This is a genomic window from Halohasta salina (genome assembly GCF_024178165.1).
Taxonomy (GTDB): Archaea; Halobacteriota; Halobacteria; order Halobacteriales; family Haloferacaceae; genus Halohasta; species Halohasta salina.
This window is the reverse complement of sequence record NZ_JAMZIE010000002.1, coordinates 69,386-83,277: the sequence shown is the minus strand read 5'-3', so window position 1 is coordinate 83,277 and position 13,892 is coordinate 69,386. Positions and strand designations below refer to the sequence as shown.

General features: G+C 57.6%; 13 protein-coding genes and 1 pseudogene. 5 read left to right on the top strand and 9 right to left on the bottom strand.

Translation table 11 applies throughout. From position 1 onward, the window contains the following. The first annotated feature begins 60 nt into the window (after nt 1–60). Nucleotides 61–708: a PIG-L deacetylase family protein gene (locus NKJ34_RS04400; RefSeq protein ID WP_253737064.1), complete on the top strand. Its 648-nt coding sequence runs from the start codon at nt 61–63 to the stop codon at nt 706–708. Nucleotides 709–756: 48 nt separating this feature from the next. Here the strand turns inward: NKJ34_RS04400 and NKJ34_RS04395 are convergent, their stop codons facing one another. Next, nucleotides 757–1,404 (bottom strand): HAD-IA family hydrolase, encoded by a 648-nt coding sequence (locus NKJ34_RS04395; RefSeq protein WP_253737063.1) that lies wholly within the window; start codon nt 1,402–1,404, stop codon nt 757–759. A 105-nt stretch (nt 1,405–1,509) separates the two neighbouring features. Here NKJ34_RS04395 and NKJ34_RS04390 point away from each other — a divergent pair, with 105 nt between their 5' ends. Continuing rightward, the gene (locus NKJ34_RS04390; RefSeq protein ID WP_253737062.1) at nt 1,510–2,523 is read left to right on the top strand and encodes an ATP-grasp domain-containing protein; all 1,014 of its coding nucleotides are present in this window, start codon (nt 1,510–1,512) and stop codon (nt 2,521–2,523) included. 397 nt (nt 2,524–2,920) lie between these two features. Here the strand turns inward: NKJ34_RS04390 and NKJ34_RS04385 are convergent, their stop codons facing one another. Further along, nucleotides 2,921–3,946 (bottom strand): PQQ-dependent sugar dehydrogenase, encoded by a 1,026-nt coding sequence (locus NKJ34_RS04385; RefSeq protein ID WP_256488626.1) that lies wholly within the window; start codon nt 3,944–3,946, stop codon nt 2,921–2,923. Nucleotides 3,947–4,579: 633 nt separating this feature from the next. Here NKJ34_RS04385 and NKJ34_RS04380 point away from each other — a divergent pair. Beyond that, the gene (locus tag NKJ34_RS04380) at nt 4,580–5,941 is read left to right on the top strand and encodes an endo-1,4-beta-xylanase (RefSeq protein ID WP_253737060.1); all 1,362 of its coding nucleotides are present in this window, start codon (nt 4,580–4,582) and stop codon (nt 5,939–5,941) included. Between the two features lie 10 nt (nt 5,942–5,951). On the opposite strand, the gene NKJ34_RS04375 is transcribed toward NKJ34_RS04380, so the two are convergent. The 7 genes and pseudogenes from NKJ34_RS04375 to NKJ34_RS04345 form a co-directional block, all read right to left on the bottom strand. Continuing rightward, entirely contained in the window at nt 5,952–8,450 is a 2,499-nt protein-coding gene (locus NKJ34_RS04375) for an RICIN domain-containing protein (RefSeq protein WP_253737059.1), read from the bottom strand. 313 nt (nt 8,451–8,763) lie between these two features. Then, nucleotides 8,764–9,439, bottom strand: a pseudogene (locus NKJ34_RS04370) (IS6 family transposase). A gap of 241 nt (nt 9,440–9,680) precedes the next feature. Beyond that, complete coding sequence (locus NKJ34_RS04365; protein ID WP_253737058.1) at nt 9,681–9,821, bottom strand: hypothetical protein; 141 nt, start codon at nt 9,819–9,821, stop codon at nt 9,681–9,683. A gap of 71 nt (nt 9,822–9,892) precedes the next feature. Then, a complete protein-coding gene (gene engB, locus NKJ34_RS04360) occupies nt 9,893–10,519 on the bottom strand; it encodes a GTP-binding protein EngB (protein WP_253737057.1) in 627 nt (208 codons plus the stop codon). Nucleotides 10,520–10,573: 54 nt separating this feature from the next. Further along, nucleotides 10,574–10,831, bottom strand: coding sequence for a MarR family transcriptional regulator (locus NKJ34_RS04355; RefSeq protein ID WP_253737056.1), 258 nt, complete (start codon nt 10,829–10,831; stop codon nt 10,574–10,576). 1 nt (nt 10,832) lies between these two features. Next, on the bottom strand, nt 10,833–11,255 hold the full coding sequence (locus NKJ34_RS04350; RefSeq protein ID WP_253737055.1) for an arsenate-mycothiol transferase ArsC: 423 nt from the start codon (nt 11,253–11,255) through the stop codon (nt 10,833–10,835). Between the two features lie 131 nt (nt 11,256–11,386). Continuing rightward, nucleotides 11,387–11,635, bottom strand: coding sequence for a hypothetical protein (locus tag NKJ34_RS04345; RefSeq protein ID WP_253737054.1), 249 nt, complete (start codon nt 11,633–11,635; stop codon nt 11,387–11,389). Nucleotides 11,636–11,815: 180 nt separating this feature from the next. On the opposite strand from NKJ34_RS04345, the gene NKJ34_RS04340 reads away from it, so the two are divergent. Next, a complete protein-coding gene (locus NKJ34_RS04340; protein WP_253737053.1) occupies nt 11,816–12,517 on the top strand; it encodes a 5-formyltetrahydrofolate cyclo-ligase in 702 nt (233 codons plus the stop codon). A gap of 74 nt (nt 12,518–12,591) precedes the next feature. Further along, a complete protein-coding gene (locus NKJ34_RS04335; RefSeq protein ID WP_253737052.1) occupies nt 12,592–13,887 on the top strand; it encodes a TIGR00341 family protein in 1,296 nt (431 codons plus the stop codon). The last annotated feature ends 5 nt before the right edge of the window (nt 13,888–13,892 follow it).

The window sequence follows — 13,892 nt, the reverse complement described above, 5'->3', positions numbered from 1 at the left end:
TAGATTGCATGGTTTACAAGAGGTAATTAACTTTCACAATAGGATCTCTCGATTGGGATGATGAATATCGTAGCAATCGGTGCCCACCCGGACGATATCGAACTCGGGGCTGGCGGTTCGCTTGCGCTGCACCGACAGAACGGGGACGCAGTGCGGTTTCTCGTTCTCACGAGAGGCGGCGAGCTCTCCGACCAATCACAGCGCGAGCGTGAGGCCAGAACCGCCGCCGACATCCTCGGCGTCGACGACATCCACTTTCTCGGCTACGAGGATACGCGCGTCCCGTACAACGACGAGATCATCAAGCGGATCAACGACCACCTCACAGCGGTCAATGCCGATCGAGTCTATGTCCACACTGAGGAGGACACCCACCAAGACCACCGCCGGGCCGCGCTGTCGTCGATCGCCGCTTCGAGAAACATCGACGAGGTCCTCGCGTTCGAGTCACCGTCGACACGGTCGTCGTTCAATCCCCAGTACTACAATTCGTTGACCGAGGACGTGCTCGAACAGAAGATCGAAGCGATCAGGGCCCATGAAAGCCAGAGCGAAAAGAAGTATTTGGAAGCCGAAGCGATGAAGGGGCTCGCACGGTTCCGCGGCCGGCAGGCGAACACCCGGTACGCCGAATCCTACCAGGTTATTCGGATTAAACGTGCCAACCCCGGCGCGCCAATCGCGCACGGAACGACCCAACGGCCGTAGTTCTGGCGAACGTCCGCGGTCACGGCTGGTCGACGGATCCGTATAGAGTCAAACGTCAGCGAGTGCGAGGAGTTCGTCAAGCCCGTCGACCGCGTAGTCCGGTCGTGCGTCCCCGGTGGCGTCAGCGTTGGCGTAGCGGCCCCTTACGATGCGGACGGTCGTCATCCCGAGCCGGTTCGGCTGCGGGAAATCGAGCGCCGGACGGTCGCCGACGTAGATCGCCGCCGTCGGGGAGACATCGAACGCATCGAGGGCCGACTCGAAGACAGCAGGGCTCCGCTTCGAACTGTCGCGCTCGGTGGTTACGTAGACGATCTCGAAGTAGTCGGTCAGCCCGAGCCGATCGAGTTTCGCCCGTCCGTTCGTGCCACCGGTGATCACTCCCAGCCGGCAGGAGTCCGTGAGTGCGTCAAGCACCGGCACTGTGTCGGGAAACGGCCATAGGTCGGCGTGGTTGTCGTGATATGTGTCGACGAGTTCCGACACCAGTTCTGTCGACAGCCCGTGTTCGTTCAGTACGGTATCGAACGTCGACTCCGTACAGCCCCGCTCGAAGTAGGCATCGAGCAGTTCGTCGGTGAGGTCGACGCCGGTTCGGGCCGCGAGGACACTGCTAGCATTCCGCAGGCCGCCGCGGATATACTGCCGGTCGTCGAACAGGGTGCCATCGAGATCGAAAAGGATTGCCTCGGCCATCGTCTGTTCCACACTCGACCGGTCGACACTTCAGTAGCCTCTCCCTACTGCCACGAAACTCGGTAGTGAGTGTATAAATAAATAAATAGATCGCCACGACCGGCCATGGCAACGATCGTTGTGACAGGGGCCGGCGGTGCCTGTGGACTGGGTGCGATCCGGTCACTTACGACGGAGACTGCTCACCGCGTCATCGGCGTCGACATGAATCCGACCGCTGCCGGGATCCGGTTCGCCGACGACGGTGCGTCGGTCCCGCCGGCGACCGACGAGGCGTGGCCGGCGACGATGGCGTCCGTCGTCGATCGGTTCGACGCCGACGTCGTCGTCCCCACGGTCGACGAGGAACTCGCTGTCCTTCCGTCACTCGCGGCGGCGCTATCCGGCGAGGTTCCGATCGTCGCACCGAGACAGGAGGTGATCGACCTCGCGATGGACAAGTATCGCACGGCCGAACGGCTGTCGGCGGCCGGTCATCCGGTGCCGGAGACGTGGCTGGCGACGGAGGCCGAATCGATCGACCCCGATGCGTTTCCCCTCGTCGTCAAGCCGCGTCAGGGACGTGGGAGCCGGGGTGTCGAACGTGTCGAAGACCCCGACGCACTGGCGACACACCTCTCGGAGACGCCACACGACCCTGAGACACTCCTCTGTCAGGAGTGGGTCACCGGCACCGAATACACGACGAGCGTCGTCGGCACCGCGACCAACCGGCTGCTCGGCGTGGTGCCGAAGGAGGCCATCGAAAAGGAGGGGTCGACGGTACTCGGAGCGACCCGCCGGGCGCCATCGATCGCGGAGAGCTGTCGGGAACTCTTTGAGACGCTCGCTCCGGCCGGACCGCTGAACGTCCAGCAGATCGTCGGCGACGATGGCGTGCCGCGGGTGATCGAGATCAACCCCCGGTTTTCCTCGACCTCGTGTCTCACGGTCGCGGCGGGCGTCGACGAGTTCGACCTCCTGATCCGCGATGCGCTCGGCGAGCGGGTCAGTCCGCCCGAGGAGTTCGAACCGGACCGTTACATCGTCAGATACGAGAGCCACTTTTTCGCGGACGCAGACGACCTCGACGCGATTTCCGAGATCGAGACCGGTTCGGAGCCAGCCCGCTTGGGATAAACGACTTTTTATCGCCGCCACGGCTGTCGACTGGTGGTGGCAGTGACGACAGTTACCCCCTCCGAGCCCCTTGTGACGAGGTAACACACTGAGCCACCACCATCTATAAATCGACTTTGTACGCGGGGTTTTCAAGAGGATTGACTGGGTCCTCAGCCATAGATTGTTAATCGAGAGAATACGATTAAGAAGTGATCAACTCAGATAGATGGCTTGCATGGACTCCAGTCTTAATCATTCTGATCGAGTTCTAGCATAACCCGATTGACGATTCTCGTCGAATGAATCCGACGGTGCTCATCTCAGTATCGAGCAGATCTCCCTGTTCTAGAACTCCGCTTGAGACAACATAGTATCCAATGTCCAACAATCCGTTATTTACCAGCCATTCAGCAAATTAATCATTCTCAGAATCCTTTTTGGATAAGAAATAGCCAGCCACACCAGAGAGTCCTGCAAGAATACCTGCTACTCCGAGAGTGCGATCGACAGGCCGATTCGAATCCGTGTCCGCACCGACCTCTGGAGACGCAGACTCCGGCGAAGCAATCCGATGGACCGACCCAGAGTCTCCGTTCGGTGCGCCAGTTTCGTTAGTCAGGACGTAGATGTGTCCATCTTGATCGCTACTGAAGCCCAGCAGGTACTGACCCAGTTGACCATTGGACCTATTTTCGACAACGAGTTTACTCATCTCCCAGCTGCCATCTTCTCTCTGTGAGGCTGCGAACAATGATCCAGCAGGATACTTGTACGAGCGGCTGAAATCACCGAAAATATATTTTCCTTCTATTGCTGGGATATCTTCGGCTTCGTATACATGTCCGCCGACAGTTGCGATACCGATTGGGTTGCCTTGTTCGTCCCAGTGTGGATACTCCAGAATGGGATCACGGAATGGTTCCCCACCGCGGACACCGTCAGGTGTTCGACTCGGGCAGTCTTCGAACGATCTATCCGGGCCGGTCGTATCGTAGCAGTGGGTCCCTTCTTTCACGTTCCAGCCGTAGTTACTCCCTTTTTCAATGCGGAGCACAGATTCGTACTTTCGGCCACCGGGATCTCCGACGAACAGTCGCCCGGTCGAATCAAACGAGAGTTTCCATGGGTTTCGAAGCCCCCACGCCCAGTATTCGTTGAGCTCATCTCTACCGACTAACGGATTGTCTTCCGGAATCTCATACGGTTGGCTGTTGCTCTGGTCGATAACGTCGATGCGGAGGATGCTCCCCAACAGATTTTCCGTCACGTTTTGGGCGTTTCCGCCCGGATTTCCGTCGTACCAGTCTTCAACGTGCCCTTCTTCAGCACCGTTTTGACTGCTTCCGTCACCGAACCCGATATAGAGATACTCGTCCGGGCCGAAGGCGTGCTCGCCCCCATTATGCACTCGTTGTGTGGCAGCCCATCGATGTTCCGCCAGACAATCTTGTATGTCGTTCCTGGCTCCAGCTGTAGCGTTGGGTTGGTTTCATCTTCAATGGCGTCCGGAGCCACCCCCTCCCACCCACCGACCCCTCCCGTGAGTTCGATCGTCGTTGCTGATTGACCAGCTGTTACACCGGCTAGTTTACTGACCCCACCGAGAGCTATCATCCCAAGAACGGATCGGCGCGTTGTCTTCCCCGACTCTACCATCCGATGCTGCTTGGTAACTATGTTTCATAGAAACAGATATTATATTGTGAGTATAAGGTCACTGACGAGTATATTGTCTTCTTACTAGCGACGAGACCAACCTCTGTGTAGGTTTGTTAGTTAGCGACTGCACGAGTGAGCCGAGCAGGTGCGTAACTCGATAAACCAAAGTTTATTTTGAATTATTTGTTGGTACTATATTTGGTATAGCCAATGATTAACTAACTGTACACCCTGTACTACTTGTGTGTATGGATCGTATTGATGTAGTTCCTATCAATACGGACAAAACTGATTTCATCAGGGATCATTGTATCCAACTGTTCGACGGGATACGCTCTACAAAGCGTGGGTCAGTATCAACTCAGCGGTTAAAAGCAGATGATCCTTCACTTGTCAAGCGTTTCAGGGGGCTGTCGTGAACAGGCGTCGACTCCTCACGCTTGTCGGAACGACTCCAACACCACTCCTCACCGGCTGTCTGGGTGACGCCCAGAACGCCGAGAAGGCTTCGTCTCATGGCTCCGAGGAGGAAACACAGCGTTCAGACGACTGGGAAAAACGAGCTGATGCTGCTATCCAAAACATTCGAACAACTGATCTTTCGGTCACGGTTGAGGATCCAACAGGGGCCCCTGTGCCTGACGCGCTCGTCGATATCACAATGCAGGGCCACGAGTTCTGTTTCGGAACCGCTGTCAACGCTGTCCACCTCATAGATCGCAGTGAGGAGGGAGATCCATACCGGACTCATCTGCGTGATCTATTCAATACGGCTGTGCTCGAAAACTATCACAAGTGGCACAATTGGGAATCTGACACGAAGCGGGCTGTCGCCAACAGTGCGACCAAATGGCTGTTAGAGAGTGATATCGATGTTCGAGGTCATAATGTGCTCTGGCAGCGGCTAGATATAAAGACACTACCGGATGATGTCGTTGCGAAGTTAGAATCGGATGATCCCGATCGGGGAGACTACCTTACAGAGCGAACAACTGGGCATACGTGGGATATTGTCAAGGAGCACGCGGGCGAGATCACCGAATGGGAAATACTCAATGAGCATGTTCACAATCATATCATTACAGAAGCGATCACACCCAAGGAACCACCACAACAGTCCCCACAGATAGCTGATTGGTTCTGGACAGCCGAAGCCGCCGCTCCGGAGACGGAGTTCTATATCAACGAGTACAACCTCACTACTGGGGAGTATGAAGACCATCGGAAGAAAATGGAAGAGTTGGTGCAGTATCTACAGAACAGGGGTGCGCCGGTTGATGGAATCGGGATGCAAGGCCATTTCAACACCCGCTCGGAGGCGATCAGTCCGGAGCGACTCCGTGAACTCTGCGACCGCTTTGGCTCACTAGACGTAGAGCTGAAAATAACAGAATACGATACGTACGGGGACGGCTGGACGGAGGCAAACGAAGCCGAACATCTCAATATCGTGTTGCGAACTGCGTTTAGTCACCCCGCAGTAGTCGGATTCCTGATGTGGGGGTTTTGGGATGGGGCCCATTGGCAGGACAACGCACCACTGTTCCGCACCGACTGGTCGAAGAAACCCGCCTACGAGGTGTATACTGACCTCGTCTTCGATGAGTGGTGGACTGACGAATCAGGCACCACAGACGAAGACGGGCAGTACGAGACGCAGGTCTTTCATGGTGATCACGAGATCACGGTCACCAGCGACGACAGGTCACAGACCGTTAGATCCACCATCGTCGACCCGGACTCCGAGCAAATAACGATCCGCTTAGACGACGACTAACCCGTCATATTCAGCTTTCAACGGGGACGAGTTGCCACCGCTGGCCATCGCCGCCGTTCCACGCCCACTGCTGGACGTTCGCGCCAGTCTCTGTTGAGGCCCACCTCACGTCGAGCACGAGTCCGCTATGTTTGTTTTCGAAGCGATACGTGCCGTCGTCGTTCCGAATGGGAATCCACCGCTGGTTTGCCCCACCGACGTACGACCACTGATGAACGTCACCTCCCTGGTTGGCCGACCACGATTCGACATCTACGACCTTCCCACTCCCTCTGTTTTCGAGTCGATAGGTGCCGTCGCCGTTATCCCGAGCGACCCACTGTTGTGTGTCCGCCCCCGTCCACGACTCTTGGACGATTGTCACCCCATTCGACGCTGATTCGCTGGCCACATCCAGCACCAAGGTACTATTCTTGTTTTCGATGCGGTACGTTGTTCCAGACTGGATCTCTGACGATTCGGACTTGCTGTCAGTTGTGACGGTGATCGGCTCAGACGCCGCCGATTCGTTGCCCTCGGCGTCGATCGCTGTGACCGTCAGCGCTACCGTGGTCTCCGAGGGGATGTCTGTAACCGTTGTCGAGGTCGTGTCGGCGGCGACACGATGGTCTTCAGTACCGTCAACATACACGATGTACTGGGCGAGTCCGGATTCGCCGGAGTCGGTGGACGCCTCCCACTCGATCTCGGCTGACGAATCGTCATTGGTCGGTGAGGCGAGGCCGGTCGGGACAGATAGTGCCGTGGTATCGAGGAGCGTGAAGTGCCACCGCTGTGTGTCATCGCCCGTCCAGTGACCCTGTTGTACGTTTGCTCCCGCCGAGGTCGAATCGTCCGCTACTTCCAACGCCAGTTCGCTGTGTCGGTTCTGTAGCCGAACCGTCCCATCGCCGTTGTCCAGTAGTGTCCAACGTTGGTTCCGGCCTTCTACCCATTCCCATTGGTGGATGTCCGCTCCGTCGCTCGTCGCCCACGCTTCGACATCGGCTACTTTCCCACTCTCTTTGTTTACAAGTCGATAGCTGCCGTCGCCGTTATCCCGGACGACCCATTGCTTTGTCTCCGTATCTGCCCACGGCTCCTGGACGATCGTTGCTCCGTTGGTGTCGGTATCGCCGCCGACATCCAAAACGAGTCCACTGTTTTTGTTCTCCAGCTTGTAGGTGCCACCGGACTGGATATCAGCGGGCTCTGGTGGCCTGTCGGTGGTAACTGCAATCGTGTTCGAAGTGGCTGATTCGTTGCCCGCCCCGTCGATCGCGGTGACACTGAATTGCGTCGTGGTCTCCACTGCGAGCCCGGACACTGTCGTCGAAGTCGTTCCGGCGTCGACGCGATGGTTTTCAGTGCCGTCCGTATACACGACGTACTCTGCGAGCCCTGACCCACCGGAGTCAGTGACCGAGTCCCACGTAAGTTCTACCGTGTTTTCGCCGTGACTCGGAGACGAGAGGGTCGTCGGAGCTGGCGGTGCCGTCCTATCAGCCGTCTCAGCTGACCCAGTGCTGGTGTACGTACACCCGTTTATTGTGACACCAAACTCGGTAAACGTCGTCTGGCCAGCCGCAGGAGGCCAGTATTCGTTCCCGAGTTCCGAGCCACTGAGCCAGAGATCCTCAGAGACTCCTTCATGCTGTGTGAGCCAGTCCGTAATGCGCTTGGCATCGATTTTGCCACCGTCGTGACCGCCCTGAACCCGGAAGATATAGAACTTTGCACTCGTCCCGCCGGAGTCATAAATCGTCCAGAGATCGATTGTGTTCCCGTATTTATCTGTCCAAAGGTCAGTATATAACGGTGACCCGTGGTCGTGGCCGCCACCCCAGTCGAGCAGCAGCATGACCTCGTACTGGTACGTTCTTGTCTGCACACTCGGCGGCTCTTCCATCAACCACCACTCCTGTGCGAAATCCCATTCACCATCAGATATCGATGACTCAACTTGGACATCGAGAACGAACTCGGAGATATCCCGACGCCGAATCGGAAACTCAGAAACGCCCGTATCAGATCCCCACGGTCGCGTTCCGATAAACACTTCCGGATAATTGATTCCCGACTCCGTGTTCGAAGCGTCGAAGTCCCAACCGTACGTGCCGTCTTCATTTATCCAGACACACTGGGAGGCGTCTGGATTTCCCCACTGGTTATCGATGAGCTGAAAATAATCGTTGATATCAAGTCTCCCTTGATTACATTCCTCCTTGATACATGTCGCCCCAGCAACAGTACTAGTCATTTGTAACCCAAAGGCACCAAGCCCTGTTAGTGTGCAAGCCTGTAGAAAGTTCCGACGAGATCCCCCAAAACCCTTAGTTAGCGTCCCTATTGTAGACGCTCGATCCTTGCCAGCTACTGGAGTATCATGCAGATCTCGAATATCTTCAACAGTCTCGGTTATTCGTTGTGTGATTGTGTTTCGCAGCCAGCCTGAGCCCTTCGGATTATCGGTTGGTATATTGTTGTACTCCGTGTCGTCGGCGGTAGGCGTCTCATTCCTATCTGCCATGGACAGGTATGATTCTCATTCTTTTATAGATATATTCACAATTTTGTAAAAGAATATTGATAATATAGTCCTAAAGAATTCAAACTATAATCTTATATTAAGACCATCTCATAACCAGATACAGTCGACAATTCAATTTCCGATAATGTTGATAACAAGCATAGAATACTATCGGCAAGGTATTTTTATCGGACGACGCCGCTGCTTCTCATCGACGTTATCGAGAGCCGACAGCGATCGATCGTAGCCTCTGATTACTGATGCATAATAACAAATTCATGTAATATTTATTATTATATACTGTCGGCACAGTCTAGTTAACGACTTCCTCAGCTGGCGTTCGATCACCGAGTGATTGATACGGTCGCTGGCGGTTATAATAATGTACAAACTGTGAACACCAGCGACGAACGCTCGACCGACCGCCCACCCACGAATTATGGAAGCGGTCGATCCTCATTTTAAATATCTGAAACCACTTTTCGATTAGGTTTCGGTCTGTATAATCACGCTGACCGCTGAGTCCTAATCGAACAATGTCAGTCTGATAGCCGAAGCCATCGACGAGAAACACGGCCTCGGAGAGGTCGTGTTTCTCAGAGAGCCCATGCAGAAACGCAGCAGCGGGATCGGTCCCATGAGATCCGAACAGGTCGACACCCAGAATCAACTTGGTGTCGAGGTCTATTGCAGCATACAACCAACACTCGCCATTAATTTTGACAGCAGTCTCGTCTACGGCGACCCGCTTCGGCTGCGCCTCAGACGGGTCGGGAACGCTGTCAGCTACTCGATGCACCCATTGAAAGATCGCCTGATGAGAGTGTTGTACGCCGAATAGTCGAAGAATTGCTTGTGTCTCTAAGCGAACAGCCGGTCCCGTGGAGCCGGACGGCCAACGCCCTGACGGGCGTCACCGTCCGCTCTCACTCCCGACATTCAAGATTTGCCGTTTCCAACGTCTCTCTGAGCAGTTCTGGCGACAGCATCAACAATTCAAACCACGAACTGCTCACTTCTCAAATTGGCTTAACTATACAGTGCCAAGAAAATTAATGTCAAAGTTGCCTGTTTATTTGCATAAATTATGCGTAGGCAACAAACCATGCTTTCGCTCGAACTGTTAGTGGGTTCGTACCATCCTCCAACCCCCGTGTGACGAGGTCGTATTCCGAGCCACCATCTTCTGTAACCCGCCATGAGATGGTGGGTGCAACCAATCGCTCACGATCACGTCTTGAGAAGCACGAACACCCCGACAGCGAGCAGCCCGATCCCCCACCAGACGGAGTCGCCGGGGAGTGCGGTCAATAGCAGTGTCACGAGCCCCGAACTGATCAGCGACCAGCCTGCGGTCGTGTTGCGAGCCATATCCGCCCTCGTGTCGCCACGACCTTGAGACTCTGTACTGTCCGGGTCGACTGAGCTTCAGTAGTCACCGACTACTTTGTGACGAATTTTAGCAGATCGTCACGCTTTGCCTCGTGGAGGTGGTGGGACAGCACCTCCCGAAGCGAGTTGATCCGACCTTTCTTCGCCGTGATCGGGGCGATTGTGTCGTCGCTCCACTGCTGCCACGGCGGAAAGAGCCCGAGCCGATCACACAGTTCGTCAAGCCGCTCGTCTTTGTCGTCGACCTTGTCCATCTTGTTGACCGCGACGACGACCGGGACAGCCAGCTCTTCGAGGAAGTGGAACATCTCGACGTCGTGAGGTATGTTCCCGCGGTCGCTGTGGCGGTCGATGATGTCGACGACGCTCTTGCCGTCGACGACGAGGACGGCAGCCAGAATCGAGTCGGCATTAGTCTCCAAATAACGAACAATGTCCGTCTGAATCGCCTCCTGATGATCGCCTTCGACGCCGGACATGAAACCGAACCCCGGCAGGTCGGTGAACATGAAACTCTCGCCGGTCCAATCGAAGTGGTTCGGTTTGCGTGTGACGCCCGGTTTTTTACCCGTCGGGACGGCGTGACCCGTTAGTTCCCGCATAATCGTCGACTTGCCGACGTTCGACCGGCCGACGAGCACGATCTCGCTGTCGCGGTCGGGGCGATCTTCGAACATAGGGTTGGTAGGGCGGCCAGCGGCTAAACGGCTTGCGTGTCGCCCTCCGAGTAATCAACAGCGATCCGTGATCGGTCGGTAGCATTTCTGGCGAGCGTCGGTCGGATCGACCGTCTCGCGGACGACCCCGCAGTCGACCAACAGCGAGACCGCCCGCTGGACCGTCTTGCGATCGAGCCCGGTCTCCGCAGCGAGCGCCGACTGGGTGTGGGAGCCCTCGTGGCAGAGCACGGTGTAACACAGCTTCGCGCTGGCGGTCGACTCCGCAACACAGTCCCGGCCAGTCGCCGTCTCGGTCAGTTCGGCGGTCATCTTACTGTGTCGCCACGAGTTCCTCAAATAAAGCCTCAACGCGTCGTTCGATGTCGTCACGGATGGCCCGAACCGAGTCGAGATCCTGTCCATCCGGATCGTCGAGATCCCAGTCGCGGTTCTCGCCGTTCCACGCGGCCGGACAGACACCCTCGGCCGAACAGCCCATCGTGACCACGAGATCCATCGCCCGCAGATCGTCGGGAGTGACTTCCTTCGGCGTGCGCTCCGAGAGATCGATCCCCATCTCCTGCATCACGTCGACGACTTCGGGGTGGACGTGGTCGGCCGGTTGGGTGCCGCCGGTTTCGATCTCGATTTCGTCTTCGGCGTCGAGTTCCGTGCGGGCCTGCTCGGCGAATGCAGTTGCCATCTGGCTCCGGCCGGCGTTCTGAACACAGACGAAGGCGATCGTAGTCGACATACCGAGGGTTCGTGTGGGCTCCTCTTTGCTATTCCGCTCAGAAAATATATACTGCTCTATAGGGTCCGTAGTTCGATCGGATCGAATCAACAGATCGGGATCCGTCCACCGAGTCGGCTGGGAAGGGGACGTCAGATCGGCTCGTCGCAGTAGTTACAGCGCTCTCGGGCGGGTTCGTTCGGGGCCCCACAGGCGGGACAGTTTCGTGTCGAAGGGGAGTCGGTGTCGGTACCGCTGAGCGAGCGGATCACCATGGCGGCGATCCCGAGAAATGCAGCAACGAACCATCCGATGGGGCCCATCAGGAACAACAAAAACAGGACGAACAGGGCTGGCCCTCCGACCAGCAGGTAGAGCAGTAGTTCAGAATCCCCGGTCATACCCCGTTCGTCTACCACAGAGAGCTAAAAAACAGGGGAGACCCAAACGGCGGTTTGATCGACCCGTGTGTCCGCAAGCAGCTACCTGTCTAATCGGAGAACCACGCTACTGGGCGACCCAGTCAGGGGTCGACCCGGTTCGAGAGACACCGTTTTCCACGAGCCGAACAGTCCGTGTGTATGACCAAAGACGACCTCCGCGAGCGGATCTGGGACCACCTCGAAACGGAGGGAATCGCGCGGTTTCCGTTTCCGCCCCATGGCCGGATCCCGAACTTCGAAAACCACCGCGAGGCTGCCGATAGACTGGCCGACACCGAAGCGTGGCAGCGGGCCGAGACGCTCAAATGTAATCCCGATGCGCCACAGCTTCCGGTCCGTCGACGGGCCCTCCGCGACGGCAAGACGGTGTATATGGCGGTCCCGCGGCTCCGCGACGAGCAGCCGTTTCTCAGATTGGACCCCGACGAGGTCGACGACATCGACGCCGCCACAACCGTCTCCGGCAGTTCGAAACACGGGGTGCCGGTCGACCCCGCAGAGATGCCACGGATCGATCTCATCGTCTCCGGGAGCGTCGCCGTAGACGAGACGGGAAGTCGCGTCGGCAAGGGCGAAGGGTACAGTGACCTCGAGTTCGCTGTTCTGCGGGGGTTCGACCGCGTCGACGAGGCCACCACAGTCGCCACGACTGTCCACGACTGCCAGGTCGTCGGCGGCATCGAAACCGACCGCCACGACGTACCGCTGGATCTGATCGTAACGCCGACACGGACCATCCGGACTGAGTCGACCGGGCGTCGGCCGGCCGGGCTCTACTGGGCGGATCTCGATGCGGAGACGATCGCGGAGATCCCCGTGTTGGGTCGGCTCCAGCCATAGCCTGCTGTCCAATCTGCGAACAGTCACCCGAGGGCACACTGAGTTCTTTAGTCGACCGCATGGAGTGCTGCGTTGTGCGACTCGTCCAGGTTCGGATCCCGTCAGGGAGCCAGCAGGCGGTCACCGAGACCCTCGACGATGCCGACGTCGACTACGTCGTGACCGACGAGATCAGCAGCCGGGAGTTCAGCGCGATCGTCACCTTTCCGCTGCCGACGAACGCCGTCGAATCCGTGCTGGCAGACCTCCGAGAGGTGGGGATCGACGAGAACACCTACACCGTCATCGTCGAGGCTGAAACGGTGATTTCGCGGCATTTCGACGAACTCACCGAGGAGTACATCCAAAGGGAGTCGGGTGAGAACAAGGTCGCCCGCGAGGAGATCCAGACCGACGCGAAGAACCTGGTGTCGGGACCACGGACCTATCTGGTGATGACGGTCATCAGTTCGGTGGTCGCCACCGCGGGCCTGCTGTTGGACTCGGCGGCCACCGTCGTCGGCTCGATGGTGATCGCGCCGCTGATCGGCCCCGCGCTGGCCGCCAGCGTCGGCACCGTGGTCGACGACCACGCGTTGTTCGTCCGTGGGGTCCGGCTCCAGATCACCGGGATGGTGGTGGCGGTCGGTAGTGCGGCGCTGTTCGCGGCGGCGCTCCGCTTCGGCAACCTCGTGCCGCCCGGGCTCGATCCGCTGACGATCGGCGAGGTCCGCGAGCGGCTCGCCCCGAACATCCTCGCGCTGGCGATCGCCCTCGGTTCGGGGGTAGCCGGGATCCTCAGCCTGATGACCGGCGTCTCGGTCTCACTTGTTGGGGTGATGATTGCGGTGGCACTGATTCCGCCCGCCGCGGCGATGGGAATCGGCATCGCTTACGGCCTGCCCTCGCTGACGCTCGGTGCCGGCGTGTTCGTGTTGGTTAATGTGTTGTCGATCAACCTCGCGGCGCTGCTGGTGTTGTGGTACGCGGGCTACCGTCCCGAAGCGTGGTTCCGGGTGTCCGATGTTCGGAGTGCGGTGGTCAAGCGGATCGTCCTGCTGGTCGTCTCGATTCTGCTCCTCTCGGTGTTTCTTGGTGGGATCACCTACGACTCCCACAGGACCGCTGTCGAAGAACGAGCCGTCGAGGACGCGGTTGGAAACGTGCTTTCGGAGCCGCCTTACGATACCGCAGAGGTCGACGAGATCACGGTGAGCCGCACCGACGAAATCGTCTTCAGCGAGGTCGACCACGTGCTGATCCGGATCTCGGTCCCGACCGATCAGCCACTGCCATCGGTCGCCGATCCCGTCCACGATGCGGTGGTTCGAGCGCTGGGCTACGAGGTCTCCGTCGAAGTACAGTTCGTACAGGTCGAAACCGTGGGCTAAGCGAG